Source organism: Cyanobium sp. N5-Cardenillas, from assembly GCF_024345515.1.
Lineage (GTDB): Bacteria > Cyanobacteriota > Cyanobacteriia > PCC-6307 > Cyanobiaceae > Cyanobium.
In genome coordinates this window covers 1-12,914 of record NZ_JAGQBG010000069.1, presented here as the reverse complement: position 1 = coordinate 12,914, position 12,914 = coordinate 1, and the positions used below count along the sequence as shown (strand labels likewise).

The window sequence follows — 12,914 nt, the reverse complement described above, 5'->3', positions numbered from 1 at the left end:
GCAGCCTCAACCTGTCGCCCGGACGCAGCCCACCCACACGGACCTGGCGTGGGGGGCCGTCGCCCAGCAGCAGCAGGGCATGGTCGGGCTGCAGAGCGCTGAGTTCCTCGATGGCCCGGCCGGTGCGGTAGCGGGCCCGCTCCTCCAGGAAGCGACCGGTGAGGACGAAACCCAGCAGCATCACCGGCTCGTTGAAGTAGCAGGGCCAGCCGCTGGCGGGCCACAGCCAGCCCACCAGGCTGGAGAGATAGGCGCTGGCCACCCCCAGCCCCACCAGGCTGTCCATGCCAGGCACCCCGGCCAGCGCCGAGCGCAGGCCCCGGATCAGGATCGGCCGGCCCGGCAGGGCCAGGGCGAGTGTGGCCACCAGGGCATGGAACCAGGGGCTGCCCAGCAGTTGCCCCGGACCCCGCCAGGCCAGCTGGCCCGCCTCCGCCAGGTGGCCCAGCCCGGAGACCAGCAGGAGCAGCAGGGCCACCAGCAGCTGGCGCCAGTGGCGCCACCACTGGTCGGCCTGACGCCGCTGCCGCTGGCTGGCCGGCTCCAGCTCCTGGGACCGCAGCCGGGCCTGGAAGCCCAGTCCTTCCAGGCTGCCCAGCAGGGCGGGCAGCGGGTCCAGCGCCACCCCATCGGGGCCGTCGCTGCTGGGCTCCAGGTCGACCCAGGCCGTGCGGGTGAGCAGGTTGACGCTGGCCTGGCGCACCCCCTCGGTCTGGAGCAGGCGCTGCTCGACAGCACGCACGCAGCCGCCGCACTTCATCCCCTCCACATCAAGGAGCAGGGGCTCGGCAGCGGTGGCAGGGGGGGTGGCGCTCACGCGGGGGTGCCGGGGCGATCACGGACCGGGGCCCCAGGCTAGGGAGCCGCCACCCCGGCGCCCGCGCCAACGCTCTCGCCGCGGACTGGCCGTCGCCCGCCCCCGGCCGCCCAAGGCAGGATGGGGGAACGATCCGGACCTGGACCCTTGCCCCGCTCGCAGCGCAACGACAACTTCATCGACAAGAGCTTCACGGTCATGGCCGACCTGATCGTCAAGCTGCTGCCGATCGATCCCAAGGCGAAGGAGGCCTACGTCTATTACCGCGACGGTCTGTCGGCCCAGAACGACGGCGACTACGCCGAGGCGCTCGAAAACTACGAAGAGGCCCTGAAGCTCGAGGAGAACAGCATCGACCGGGGCGAGATCCTCAAGAACATGGCGATCATCTTCATGAGCAACGGTGAAGAGGAGAAAGCCCTCGACTTCTACCGCCAGTCCCTGGACGCCAACGGCAACTCCCCCTCCTGTCTCAAGAACATGGGGCTGATCTATGAGAAGTGGGGCCGGCTGGCCGAGGAGACCGGTGACCAGGACGCCGCCGACCGCTGGTTCGACGAGGCCGCCGCCTACTGGACCAAGGCGGTGCGGCTCTACCCAGGCGGTTACCTGGACATCGAGAACTGGCTCAAGTCCTCCGGCCGCAGCAACGTCGACGTCTACTTCTGAGCGAGCCGGGCTCAGTCCCCGTCGGCGGGGTTGACCCCCAGGCCGGCCACCAGGGCCTCGGCCACCGTGGCCGCCTCCAGCAGCTGCAGGCCCAGGCCGGCGGCCACCGGCCCCAGGGCGCTGCCGCGGGGCACCACGGCCCGGACGAACCCCAGCCGGGCCGCCTCCTGCAGGCGCAGCTCCAGCTGGCCCACGGGCCGAAGCTGGCCGCCCAGACCCAGTTCCCCCAGCAGCACGGTGCCCGCCGGCAGGGTGAGGTCGCGGTAACTGGCCACCACGGCCGCCGCCACCCCCAGATCCGCCGCCGGCTCCTCCACCTCGAGGCCGCCGGCCACCGCGAGATAGCAGTCGAAGCGGGACAGGGGCAGGCCCATGTGCTTCTCCAGCACCGCCAGGATCTGGTGCAGGCGGTTGGTGCCGATGCCGGTGGCGGTGCGCCGCGGGCTGGCGTAGCTGGTGGGGCTGACCAGGGCCTGAACCTCCACCAGCAGCGAACGGGTGCCCTCGCAGGCGACGATCGTGGCGGTGCCCGGGCTGGGACCATCCCCGGCCAGGAACAGTTCGCTGGGGTTGCTCACCTCCACCAGACCGGCTCCCTGCATCTCGAACACCCCCAGCTCGTGGGTGGCACCGAAGCGGTTCTTGACGGCCCGCAGCAGCCGGTGGCTGGCGAAACGGTCCCCCTCGAAGGTGAGCACCGCATCCACCAGATGCTCGAGCACCTTGGGACCCGCCAGCATCCCCTCCTTGGTGACGTGCCCCACCAGCACCAGGGCGGTGTGCTGGCGCTTGGCGATCCGCTGCAGGGCGGCGGCACATTCCCGCACCTGGGACACCGAGCCGGGGGCACTGCCCAGTTCAGCGTCGTGCAAGGCCTGGATGCTGTCGATGATCGCCACCTCGGGCCGCAGGGTCTCCAGCTCCTGCAGCACCAGCTCCAGATCGGTCTCCGCCAGCAGGCGAAGCCCCTCGCCCTCGCCAGCCTCTGCCGCTTCGCCAGGGGCGTCCTCGGCCAGGCGCCGCCAGCGCAGCTTCACCTGCTGGGCCGACTCCTCCGCGCTCACGTAGAGCACCACGGCCCGGGAGGCCATGGCCCGGGCGCTCTGCAGCAGCAGGGTGCTCTTGCCGATGCCCGGGTCGCCCCCCAGGAGCACCAGCGAGCCGGGCACCAGGCCGCCCCCCAGCACCCGGTCCAGTTCGCCGTAGCCGCTGGCCAGGCGCTGCAGGGGCCGGTCGCCGACGGCCTGGATCGGTTCGGAACGGCTGGGACGGCCCGGTGCCGGCACCCCGGCGGCGTCCGGAGCGGCCGCGGCGGCCACCGGCCGCCGGCGGCGGTTGTCGCCGCTGGGCTCGCTCTGCTCCACCAACGTGTTCCAGCCACCGCAGCCGGAGCAACGGCCGAAGAACTGCCGCGTCCTGGCGCCACAGGCCTGGCAGACGAACGAGGAACCGGGACGGGCCAAGGGCAGCGGGCGGGGTGTATGAAGAAAGGTGGCGTTCGGTGAATTCGCGACCTTCCGGCCGGTTCAGTGGGTCGGAACCGTGTTGCATTCTCCGCGCCGCAATGACGGCCTCCCCCACCGCCAAAGAAACCATTCTCGTCGTCGATGACGAAGCCAGCATCCGCCGGATCCTTGAGACCCGGCTGTCGATGATCGGCTACCAGGTGGTCACCGCCAGCGATGGCGAGGAGGCCATCGAGGCGTTCCACCGCGTCCTGCCGGACCTCGTGGTCCTCGACGTGATGATGCCCAAACTCGACGGCTATGGCGTCTGCCAGGAGCTGCGCAAGGAATCGGACGTGCCGATCGTGATGCTCACCGCCCTCGGCGACGTGGCGGACCGCATCACGGGCCTCGAGCTCGGGGCCGACGACTACGTCGTCAAGCCCTTCAGCCCGAAGGAGCTGGAGGCGCGCATCCGCTGCGTCCTGCGCAGGGTTGAGAAGGACCCCGGCGCCGGGATCCCCAATTCCGGCGTGATCCAGGTGGGCGACCTGCGCATCGACACCAACAAGCGGCAGGTGTACCGGGGCGACGAGCGCATCCGGCTCACCGGCATGGAGTTCAGCCTGCTGGAGCTGCTGGTGAGCCGTTCCGGTGAGCCCTTCAGCCGGGGCGAGATCCTCAAGGAGGTGTGGGGCTACACCCCCGAGCGTCACGTGGACACCCGCGTTGTGGATGTCCACATCTCGCGGCTGCGCTCCAAACTGGAGGATGATCCAGCCAACCCCGAGCTGATCCTCACGGCCCGGGGCACCGGCTATCTGTTCCAGCGCATCGTTGAACCCGTTGCCACCGAAGGATCCTGAAGGCGGAGGGCGCGACGGACGCCGCTTCGCCTCCAACCGCCCCAAACCCAACCGCACGATCCGCCGCCTGGTGATCTGGTACCGGCGCAATGCCGCCGTCACCAGCCTGGTGGGCACCGCCACGGCCACGGCCTCGGGGGCAGCCTCGGGGGCGGTCTCGGTGGCGGGCAGCATGGCCGGCGCCGCCACCAACGTGGCGGGCTCCGTGCTGCAGCCCCTGGTCTTCGATCCGCTGCGGCGCCTCCAGCAGGGGGGCCACAGCGGCGGCGGCATCGATGACCGGCAGCGCCTCTGGGTCGCCGTCGACGGCATGGGCGGGGACCATGCCCCTGGGCCGATCCTGGAGGGATGCCTGCGGGCCGTGGGTCTGCTGCCCCTGCGCATCCGCTTCGTGGCTGAGCCGGAGCCGCTGCGTCAGGCGGTGGCGGCGATGGGCCTGGGCCACGACCTCGAGGAGGCTGTGCAGCGCGGCCTGATCGAGCTGGTGCCCAGCGGGCCCACGGTGGGCATGCACGAGGAGGCCACGGTGGTGCGCCGCAAACGCGACGCCAGCATCAACGTGGCCATGGACCTGGTCAAGAAGGGCGACGCCACCACCGTTTATTCCGCCGGCAACTCCGGTGCCGTGATGGCCGCCGCGATCTTCCGCCTCGGCCGGCTGGCCGGCATCGATCGGCCCGCCAGCGGCGCCCTGTTTCCCACCAAGGACCCCAGCCAGCAGGTGCTGGTGCTCGACGTGGGGGCCAACATGGACTGCAAGCCCGAATGGCTGCACCAGTTCGCCCTGCTCGGGAACATTTACAGCCGCGACGTGCTCCAGGTGAAGCGGCCCCGCATCGGCCTGGTCAACATCGGCGAGGAGGAGTGCAAGGGCAACGACCTCTGCCTGCGCACCCATCCGCTGCTGGCGGGGGACGAGCGCTTCGTGTTCGCCGGCAACTGCGAGGGGCGCGACATCCTCTCCGGGGATTTCGACGTGGTGGTCTGCGATGGCTTCACCGGCAACGTGCTGCTGAAGTTCCTCGAATCGGTGGGCAGCGTCCTGCTGGACGTGCTGCGGGCCGAGCTGCCGCGGGGTCGCCGGGGCAAGGTGGGGTCGGCGTTCCTGCGCAGCAACCTGGTGCGGATCAAGAAGCGCCTCGACCACGCCGAGCACGGCGGCGCCCTGCTGCTCGGGGTCGACGGCATCTGCGTGATCGGCCACGGCAGCAGCCGGGCGCTTTCGGTGGTGAGCGCCCTGCGGCTGGCCCACTCCGCCGCCAGCCACGGCGTCATGGACGACCTGCATGCCCTCGGCGAGGGGAGCGCCGGAGTGGCAACCACCTGTGGTTGACTGTGGCCACCTGTGAACCGAATGGGTGCCGCTCGGCTCAGACAAGACGGTGACCACGGCCGCCTTGCGGGGGATGGCCCTGGTGGGCTGCGGACGCGCGCTCCCCGCCGCCAGCATCAGTAACGACCAGCTGAGCGAGCGGGTCGAGACCAACGATGACTGGATCCGCAGCCGCACCGGCATCGGCGCCCGGCGCGTGGCCGGCCCCGGTGAAACCGTCACCAGCCTGGCCGCCGAGGCCGGCCGGGCGGCGCTGGCCCACGCGGGCTGGGCCCCCGAGCAGGTGGATCTGATCCTGCTGGCCACCTCCAGCCCGGACGACCTGTTCGGCACCGCGCCCCGGGTGCAGGCGGCCCTGGGAGCCCACCGGGCAGTCGCCTTCGATCTCACGGCGGCCTGCAGCGGCTTCCTGTTCGCCCTGATCACGGCGGCCCAGTACATCCGCGGCGGCACGATGCAGCGGGTGCTGGTGATCGGTGCCGACCAGCTCAGCCGCTGGCTCGACTGGGACGATCGCCGCACCTGTGTGCTCTTCGGCGATGGCGCCGGTGCCCTGGCCGTGCAGGCCTGCAACCCCGGCGATGACGCCCTGGTGGGCTTCCGCATGCGCTCGGATGGCAGCCGCAACGCCTGTCTCACCCTGGCCCAGGTGGCCGAGCACCGGCCCCTGGTGGGGGACCTCTCCGCCCAGGTGGGCGGCTTCGCGCCGATCCACATGAACGGCCAGGAGGTCTACAAGTTCGCCGTGCGGGAAGTGCCCGCCGTGCTGGCCGAGCTGCTTGAGGCCACCGGCACCGCCGCCGCCGACGTCGACTGGCTGCTGCTGCACCAGGCCAACCAGCGCATCCTTGATGCGGTGGCCGACCGGTTCGCCATGCCCGCCGAGCGGGTGCTCAGCAATCTCTCGGCCTACGGCAACACCTCCGCCGCCACGATCCCCCTGATGCTCGACGAAGCGGTGCGCGATGGGCGGGTAGGCGCCGGCGACCTGATCGCCAGCAGTGGCTTCGGCGCCGGCCTCAGCTGGGGCGCCGCCCTGTTCCGCTGGAGCGGTCCGGGGGGGTCCCCAGCCGAGCCCTAATCTCCTGCCGTTGCACGGGAGGCTTGCATGGCCATCGCCTGGGTGTTTCCGGGACAGGGATCGCAGAAGCCGGGCATGGCCGAGGGGGTGATCGACCTTCCCGGCGCCCGGGAGCGTTTTGATCGGGCCTCGGCCCTGCTTGGCCGTGACCTGCTGGCCATCTGCGCCGGCGGCGACCTCAACGACACCCGCAACACCCAGCCGGCCCTGTTCGTGGTCGAGAGCCTGCTGGTGGATGAGCTGCACCGCCAGGGCCGCACGGCCCAGCTGGTGGCGGGCCACAGCCTGGGCGAGCTGGTGGCGCTCTATGCCGCCGGCGTCTTCACTGCCGAGACCGGCCTGGCCCTGATGCGCCGCCGCAGCGAACTGATGGCCGCCGCCGGCGGCGGCGCCATGACCGCCGTGATGGGCTTCGACCGCGACGAACTGGAGCGGGTGGTGGCGGCCACCGAGGGGGTGGTCATCGCCAACGACAACAGCGCCGCCCAGGTGGTGCTCTCCGGCACCCCGGAGGCGGTCTCGAGCGTCAGCGCCACGGTGCGCTGCAAGCGGGCCATTCCCCTGGCCGTCTCCGGCGCCTTCCATTCCCCCTTCATGGCCACCGCCGCCGCGGCCTTCGCCGCCGAACTGGAGGCGGTGCCCTTCGCCGACGCCCGCGTCCCCGTGCTCAGCAACGCCGATCCCCGACCCGAAACCTCCGCCAGTGTGCTCAAGGAGCGCCTGCGCCAGCAGATGACCATGGCGGTGCGCTGGCGCGAAACGATGGAAGGCCTGCAGAGCGCAGGCATCTCCACCGCAGTGGAGATCGGCCCCGGCAACGTGCTCAGTGGCCTGATCAAGCGCAGCTGCCCCGGGCTCGGCACCGCCCAGATCGCCGGCACGGGCGACCTGGGCCAGTGAGGCGCCGCCGCCGGCCCCCGGCCGATCCCCCCGCCCTGCTGAGCACCCCAAAGCCGAGCCTGACCTACCGGCTGATCAGCTACCTGCTGGTGTTTCCCGTCTTCCGGCTGCTGTTCCGGGGCCAGACCACCGGCAACGACAACGTGCCCCTGGAGGGAGCCGTGGTGGTGGTGGCCAACCATGGGTCCCACCTGGACCCGCCGCTCCTGGGGCACGCCCTCGGCCGGCCGGTGGCCTTCATGGCCAAGGCGGAGCTGTTCCGGGTGCCCCTGCTGGGGCCGATCATCCGGGCCTGCGGCGCCTACCCGGTGGAGCGGGGCGCCGGCGACCGGGAAGCGATCCGCACCGCCACCGACCGGCTGCTGCAGGGCTGGGCCACCGGTGTCTTCCTCGACGGCACCCGCCAGCCGGATGGCCGCGTCAACCAGCCCCAGCCGGGGGCGGCCCTGCTGGCGGCCCGGGCTGGGGTGCCGCTGCTGCCGGTGGCGATCATCAACAGCCACCGGGCCCTGGGACCCGGCGGCCACGGCCCCCGGCTGGTGCCGATCCACATCCGCATCGGCACGCCGATCCCGCCACCGGCCTCCCGGCGACGCCCCGACCTGGACGCCGCCACCCGCGCCGCCCAGGAGCAGATCAACCGGATGCTCGACCTTGGCCCGATCAGCGGAAGCCTGCTTTCTCCAGCCAGGGAGCCACCCGCTCTTCCACCCAGGGCCTGATGTCCTGGCCGCTGATCACCCAGAGGACCGCCCGGGCGCCATCGCCCCACAGGCGCCGCCGGCCCTCGACGACACACAGATCGCCGCAGGGCACGGGGACCGGGGTGAGGTGGATGCCGCGGCTGCCGGCCACGATCCGTCCCACCAGCAGGGCCCGCTGCATGTGATCGGTGGAGGTGACGAGCAGGGCGTGGCGGATCCGGGCCTTGCGCAGGTCGTCGACCAGGGAGGTGAAGTTGGACACCGTGTCCCGGGCCCGGTAATCGAGCTGGACCTGGCGGGAGGGCAGACCCTCCTTCTGCTGAAACAGCCAGTGGGCGTACTCAGGGTTGGTGCCGCCGGTGACCACCACCGGCAGCCCATCGACGCGGGCCAGTCGGGCGGCGGCCGCCTCCCGATCGGCATCGCCCCCCAGCACCAGGATCATCTGGGGCGGCGGTGGCGTGGGCCACCACACCCCCCGGGACAGCCACAGCAGACCCAGTCCGACCAGGCCCACCAGCACCCCCCTGCCCCGGCCCGGTCGACGCGGTGCGGGGAGCGCACGGCGGACCCGCGGGGAGGGACCCGTCGGCGCCGGCCCGGTGCTTTCCGGACGACGCGGGCGGCGGCGGGGCCGGGATTGGGGACCGGGGCGGCTCAGCATGGGAGCGCCTCGACCGGACTGGTGGGGTACAGGGGCAGCACCGGCTGCCAGGGGGCGCTCAGGCCGGCGGCGGCATTGGCGGCACTGAAGCCGAGCAGCTGGACCACGTCCTCCGGCAGGCGCACCTCGGCGGGGTGGATGGGGAAGGGGGCCAGGGCGTCGCGGCCCCGGTGCAGCCTCGGGGCCTCCAGCTCGGCCACGCCACCGGGCTGGCCCGGGTCGGCGCCGTAGAGCCCCGCCACCACCCCGCGACGGGGCAGCTCCTGGAGCATCCAGAAGGGGCCCGCCTCGCTGGGCGGCCTGGACCCGGCGAGCAGTCGGCGGGCCATCAGCTGGAAACTGCTGATCCCGTCCAGGGGCAGGGCCAGCTGCTGGGCGAGGGTGCGGGCCAGCACCACCGTCAGGCGGGTGCCGGTGAAGCCGCCGGGACCGGTGGCCACCGCCAGACGACCCAGCCGGGGCCAGGCGTCGGCCGGCAGCACCGATTCCAGACAGTCGAACAGGCCATTGGAGAGGGAGCGGCCGAGGGGGAAACGCTCCAGCCGCTCCGGCTGGGTTGCCCCGAGGCGCTGCAGCCCCACCCCGAGGCTGTCGCTGGAGCTGTGCAGGGCCAGCAGCCAGGGGCCAGGGTCATCGGGAAAGCCCGTCATGTCGGCAGGGGCCCGTCGGGGCAGCAGCGGCGCCAGCGGCCCGGATCGGAGCGGAAGTCGGAGCAGGCCCGCACGTCCCACTCCACCCCGACACTGGCCCCAGCGGCGTCGAGATCGAGCACCTGCACGTGGATGCGGGGCTGGCGTGGGCTGAAATCGGGATTCATGGTGAGGTGGGCGACGCCGTGCTGACGTTCGACCGCGTGGTAGGCCTGACAACGCTCGACCCAGTGGCAATCCACGCAGATGCACATGCCGCCGCGGCCCAGCAGGGCGCCCATTGTGGCGTGCGAGCCGGGACGTCAAGTCTCGGAACTGTGGCGGGCCCTGGAACCGGAGCGCTGGCCGGTGGCCCCCCACCGCTTTCCAGCGGGCACAGCCCTGGTGGGGGGGGCGGTCCGGGACGGGTTGCTGGGGCGGCTGAGCGCCCAGCCGGATCTGGACCTGGTGGTGCCCGGCGACGCCATCGCGCTGGCCCGGCAGCTGGGGCGGCGCCATGGCGGCACCTGTGTGGTGCTCGACCAGAAGCGTTCGATCGCGCGGCTGGTGCTGGAGGGCTGGACGATCGACCTGGCCCGCTGCGCCGGTGACGCTCTCACGGCCGATCTGGGCCGCCGCGACTACACCGTCAACGCCATCGCGCTGCCCCTGGAGGGGGCGGCCGGGGGCAGCAACGAGGCCGCCGATCTGCGGCTGATCGACCCCTGCGGCGGCCTGGCGGATCTGGCGGCGCGCCGGCTGGTGGCGATCAGCGAGGCCAACCTGCTGGACGACCCCCTGCGGCTGCTGCGGGGGGTGCGGCTGGCCTGCGACCTGGACTTCGCCATCGAACCGGCCACCTGGGAGCTGATCCGGCGCCACCGCCAGCGGATCACCGCCGTGGCCGGGGAGAGGGTGCTGGTGGAGCTGGAGCGTCTGGCCGCCTCTGGCGCGGGGCATCGGGGGCTGGCCCAGGCGCTGGAGGCGGGCCTGCTCCAGCCCTGGGGAGCCGCTGACGGGAGCGAGGAGTCGCTGCAGCCCCTCGGTCCCGAGCGACCGGAAGCCTGCGGCCTCACCGCCGCCGAGGCGGCCTGGGCCCTCCCCCTGGCACGGCTGGCGGCCGTGCTGGATGGCCCGTCCCTGGAGGGTCTGCGGGCCAGCCGCCGCCTGCAGCAGCGCTGCCAGCGGCTGCGCCAATGGCTCGATTGTCTCCGGCAGACGCCAGGGGACTCCGGTGCGCTGGCGCTGGAGGCGCTGGCGGAAGCGGAGCGGCTGGACCTGCAGCGCCAGCTGGAGGAGGAGCTGCCCGCCCTGCTGCTGCACCTGGATCCGGCGGCGGCCCAGCTGGCGCTGCGGCGCTGGCGGGATCCGGCGGATCGCCTGTTCCACCCCCGAGCGCCCCTGGACGGCCGTCGCCTGCAACAGCTCCTGGCCATCGCCCCGGGCCCCCGTCTCGGCCAGCTGATCGACCACCTCACGGCCGAATGGGCCTTTGGTCGCCTGGGAGGAACAGCAGCAACGGAGACAGCGGAGTTGGCGGATCAGGCTTTGGTTGCAGCGGCCGTTGTTGCCGCCCAGTCGTGGCTGGATCGCCGGCGCGAGGCCAGGGAAGCGGACCCACGGCGTGATTAACTGCTGGATGCAATGGCGCGATCGCACCGCCTGCCAGAGTTTTTCCCTTTTCCCGAGCCCCCTCCCCATGAGCGTTCGTCTCTATGTCGGCAACCTGCCGCAAACCTTTGATGCCAAAGAGCTGGAAGCTCTCTTCTCGAGCGTGGGAGAGGGGGTGCGCTTCAAGGCCGTGAACGACCGGGAGACCGGTGGCTGCCGGGGCTTCGGCTTCGCCAACGTTGAGGATCTGGCCCAGGCCGAGGCGGTGATCGCCCAGCTCAATGGCAAGGATTTCGGCGGCAGCACCCTGCGCATTGAGATTTCCGAGCAGCGCCGTGACAGCCGCGGAGCCGCCGGTGCCGATCGTCGCCCCGGCAGCGCCCCGACGCCCGCCCGCAAGAGCGTCAACAAGGTGGTCCATGCCGACGCCGTCGGCGAAGGCGCCCCCGATCCCCGCTGGGCCGGCGAACTGGCCAAGCTCAAGAGCCTGCTGGCCAACCAGAAGGCCGCCGTCTGAGGCCGCCTTGCCGACCTTGGGCCGTCCCCCTTCAGCGAAGGGGGAGCTTCAGGGCAGCACCGCCATCAGGCCGACGACCCCGAAGAAGATCGCCAGAAAGACAAACCCCATCCGCGTCATCTTGCGCTCATGGCCGTCGATGCCGGCCTCCACATCGGCCGAGATCGTCTGCCGGAACTCGGAGAGGCTGCGCTCCTTGTCTTCGGGAGGCACCGACTTGATCGTCATGGCGTGGCGGTCAGGGGGAATGGTTCAGCCCCGGTGAAAGTACCAGTAGGAACCGATCGCCAGCAGCACCATCAGCACGATGGGAACGGCGATGGCGGCCATGCCGCTGTGGCTGCGCACCACGCGCCCTTCGTGGGCGACGACCGCGTCGCGGATGCTGGCCTGCATCTCCTCCCGCAGGCGGGCCAGATCGGACTCCAGGGTTTCGTTGGTGTAGAGATCGCGGAGGCGATCAAAGACACTGCGTCCCAGCACGAGACTGCGTTCGGGGTGGTCGAACAGCAGATCCATCAGCTCGTCACGGCTGAACAACAGCAGCTCCGTGGGCTGGGAAGCCCGGGCCGTATGGGTGCGGGTGCGGCCATCGATGAGCTCCACTTCACCAAAGACATGGCCGGGTCCAAGACGCCCATCCACGCCTTCACCGGTTTCGGGATAGAGGGTGACCAGTTCGATCGCCCCGGTTCGGACGAGATACACATCCTGCCCACTGTCTCCACTTCGGTAGGCGAACTCACCGGGTTCCAGGTGAAGCTTGCGCAAGGGTCGCCGATCAACAGGAGCGAACTCTAATTCCTCCCACCGGATTAACTTGGTTCCCGGGCTGACTGGTGCTAAACAAGGGCGGTGGGCCATTGCAACCCGTGTCGCACCCGTCTGAGGAATGACCCAGGGACTCGAGAATTTCTGGTACGCGGTGGAGCACAGCCACGGGCTCGGCAACCAGCCCGCTTCCGTCACCCTGCTGGGGCGCCGCTACCTGCTGTTCCGTGATGAAGCCGGCCAGGCCCACGCCCTGGCCGACTACTGCGCCCACCGGGGAGCCAGCCTGGCCAAGGGGTGGCTGGAGGGATCCTGCGTGCGCTGTCCGTACCACGGCTGGAGCTATGACGTGGCCGGCCACTGCGTCAGGATTCCGGCCGATCCACCGGGAACGCCGATACCGGCCCTGGCCCGGATGGCCACCTTCCCCCTCAGGGAGCAATCCGGCTTTGTCTGGATCTTTCCCGGCGAGGCCGGACTGGCCGCCAGCGTCCCCATTCCCCCCTTCCCCGAACTCGGCCAGCCGGGCTGGCGGGCGGTGAGCGGGGAGTACCGCTGGAACGCCCATTTCAGCCGTGTCGTGGAGTCAGGACTGGACACGTCCCACGCCCCCTTCGTGCACAAGCCCTTCTTCGGCAACCGGGAGGAGGCCAATGTCGAAAGCCTGACCATCAACACTGAACCGGGCCTGGTGTCCACGCATCACCAACTCAAGCCACCGGCACGGGTGGGGCTGCTGAAGTACATCGTCAAAAGGAAAAGAAGCCACTCGAGTTCCACCCTCACCGGCTACCTTCCCAACGTCAACAGGATTGCCCTGGATTTCAACTGGAAGGGGTTTCAGTACATCTATTTCGCCAGCAACATCCCCGTTGACGACAACACCACGTTGACCAAATGGATCGGC

16 protein-coding genes are annotated in these 12,914 nt (G+C 71.1%); 9 read left to right on the top strand and 7 right to left on the bottom strand.

Going from position 1 to position 12,914, the window contains the following annotated elements; all coding sequences use genetic code 11:
- Positions 1-817, bottom strand: an 817-nt coding sequence (locus KBZ04_RS07495; RefSeq protein ID WP_409995943.1) for a cation transporter, incomplete at its 3' end; no start/stop codon positions are given.
- A 147-nt stretch (positions 818-964) separates the two neighbouring features.
- Between KBZ04_RS07495 and KBZ04_RS07490 the strand changes: the two genes are divergently transcribed.
- Entirely contained in the window at positions 965-1,486 is a 522-nt protein-coding gene (locus KBZ04_RS07490; RefSeq protein WP_094586668.1) for a photosystem I assembly protein Ycf3, read from the top strand.
- Positions 1,487-1,497: 11 nt separating this feature from the next.
- Here KBZ04_RS07490 and radA read toward each other — a convergent pair whose 3' ends face one another.
- Complete coding sequence (radA, locus tag KBZ04_RS07485) at positions 1,498-2,949, bottom strand: DNA repair protein RadA (protein ID WP_254991320.1); 1,452 nt, start codon at positions 2,947-2,949, stop codon at positions 1,498-1,500.
- Positions 2,950-3,050: 101 nt separating this feature from the next.
- Here radA and rpaB point away from each other — a divergent pair, with 101 nt between their 5' ends.
- From rpaB to KBZ04_RS07460, 5 genes are all read left to right on the top strand, one after another.
- Positions 3,051-3,797, top strand: coding sequence for a response regulator transcription factor RpaB (gene rpaB / locus KBZ04_RS07480; RefSeq protein WP_015110442.1), 747 nt, complete (start codon positions 3,051-3,053; stop codon positions 3,795-3,797).
- Complete coding sequence (gene plsX, locus KBZ04_RS07475) at positions 3,778-5,130, top strand: phosphate acyltransferase PlsX (protein WP_254991319.1); 1,353 nt, start codon at positions 3,778-3,780, stop codon at positions 5,128-5,130. The genes rpaB and plsX overlap by 20 nt, the downstream gene beginning before the upstream one ends.
- Positions 5,131-5,203: 73 nt before the next feature.
- Positions 5,204-6,211: a beta-ketoacyl-ACP synthase III gene (locus KBZ04_RS07470; protein ID WP_254991322.1), complete on the top strand. Its 1,008-nt coding sequence runs from the start codon at positions 5,204-5,206 to the stop codon at positions 6,209-6,211.
- Between the two features lie 27 nt (positions 6,212-6,238).
- The gene (fabD, locus tag KBZ04_RS07465) at positions 6,239-7,111 is read left to right on the top strand and encodes an ACP S-malonyltransferase (RefSeq protein ID WP_254991318.1); all 873 of its coding nucleotides are present in this window, start codon (positions 6,239-6,241) and stop codon (positions 7,109-7,111) included.
- Complete coding sequence (locus KBZ04_RS07460; RefSeq protein ID WP_216909385.1) at positions 7,108-7,833, top strand: lysophospholipid acyltransferase family protein; 726 nt, start codon at positions 7,108-7,110, stop codon at positions 7,831-7,833. The genes fabD and KBZ04_RS07460 overlap by 4 nt, the downstream gene beginning before the upstream one ends.
- On the opposite strand, the gene KBZ04_RS07455 is transcribed toward KBZ04_RS07460, so the two are convergent.
- From KBZ04_RS07455 to KBZ04_RS07445, 3 genes are all read right to left on the bottom strand, one after another.
- Positions 7,775-8,332, bottom strand: coding sequence for a YdcF family protein (locus KBZ04_RS07455; RefSeq protein WP_254991317.1), 558 nt, complete (start codon positions 8,330-8,332; stop codon positions 7,775-7,777). The genes KBZ04_RS07460 and KBZ04_RS07455 overlap by 59 nt on opposite strands.
- Before the next feature lie 140 nt (positions 8,333-8,472).
- Positions 8,473-9,129 (bottom strand): tRNA (adenosine(37)-N6)-threonylcarbamoyltransferase complex dimerization subunit type 1 TsaB, encoded by a 657-nt coding sequence (gene tsaB, locus KBZ04_RS07450; RefSeq protein WP_254991316.1) that lies wholly within the window; start codon positions 9,127-9,129, stop codon positions 8,473-8,475.
- The gene (locus KBZ04_RS07445) at positions 9,126-9,383 is read right to left on the bottom strand and encodes a Ycf34 family protein (RefSeq protein ID WP_254991321.1); all 258 of its coding nucleotides are present in this window, start codon (positions 9,381-9,383) and stop codon (positions 9,126-9,128) included. The genes tsaB and KBZ04_RS07445 overlap by 4 nt, the downstream gene beginning before the upstream one ends.
- 94 nt (positions 9,384-9,477) lie before the next feature.
- Between KBZ04_RS07445 and KBZ04_RS07440 the strand changes: the two genes are divergently transcribed.
- A complete protein-coding gene (locus KBZ04_RS07440) occupies positions 9,478-10,740 on the top strand; it encodes a CCA tRNA nucleotidyltransferase (protein WP_254991315.1) in 1,263 nt (420 codons plus the stop codon).
- A 67-nt stretch (positions 10,741-10,807) separates the two neighbouring features.
- On the top strand, positions 10,808-11,236 hold the full coding sequence (locus tag KBZ04_RS07435; protein WP_254991314.1) for an RNA recognition motif domain-containing protein: 429 nt from the start codon (positions 10,808-10,810) through the stop codon (positions 11,234-11,236).
- A gap of 48 nt (positions 11,237-11,284) precedes the next feature.
- Here KBZ04_RS07435 and KBZ04_RS07430 read toward each other — a convergent pair whose 3' ends face one another.
- The gene (locus KBZ04_RS07430) at positions 11,285-11,464 is read right to left on the bottom strand and encodes a hypothetical protein (RefSeq protein ID WP_254991313.1); all 180 of its coding nucleotides are present in this window, start codon (positions 11,462-11,464) and stop codon (positions 11,285-11,287) included.
- A 24-nt stretch (positions 11,465-11,488) separates the two neighbouring features.
- Positions 11,489-12,007: a Crp/Fnr family transcriptional regulator gene (locus KBZ04_RS07425; protein WP_254991312.1), complete on the bottom strand. Its 519-nt coding sequence runs from the start codon at positions 12,005-12,007 to the stop codon at positions 11,489-11,491.
- 121 nt (positions 12,008-12,128) lie between these two features.
- Here KBZ04_RS07425 and KBZ04_RS07420 point away from each other — a divergent pair.
- Positions 12,129-12,914, top strand: a 786-nt coding sequence (locus KBZ04_RS07420; RefSeq protein WP_254991310.1) for a Rieske 2Fe-2S domain-containing protein, incomplete at its 3' end; no start/stop codon positions are given.

Coding starts and splice junctions, on each gene's coding strand:
- KBZ04_RS07430 (WP_254991313.1), bottom strand. CDS start 11,464: ATGACGATCAAGTCGGTGCCTCCCGAAGACAAGGAGCGCAGCCTCTCC.
- fabD (WP_254991318.1), top strand. CDS start 6,239: ATGGCCATCGCCTGGGTGTTTCCGGGACAGGGATCGCAGAAGCCGGGC.
- KBZ04_RS07435 (WP_254991314.1), top strand. CDS start 10,808: ATGAGCGTTCGTCTCTATGTCGGCAACCTGCCGCAAACCTTTGATGCC.
- tsaB (WP_254991316.1), bottom strand. CDS start 9,129: ATGACGGGCTTTCCCGATGACCCTGGCCCCTGGCTGCTGGCCCTGCAC.
- KBZ04_RS07470 (WP_254991322.1), top strand. CDS start 5,204: ATGGCCCTGGTGGGCTGCGGACGCGCGCTCCCCGCCGCCAGCATCAGT.
- KBZ04_RS07445 (WP_254991321.1), bottom strand. CDS start 9,383: ATGTGCATCTGCGTGGATTGCCACTGGGTCGAGCGTTGTCAGGCCTAC.
- rpaB (WP_015110442.1), top strand. CDS start 3,051: ATGACGGCCTCCCCCACCGCCAAAGAAACCATTCTCGTCGTCGATGAC.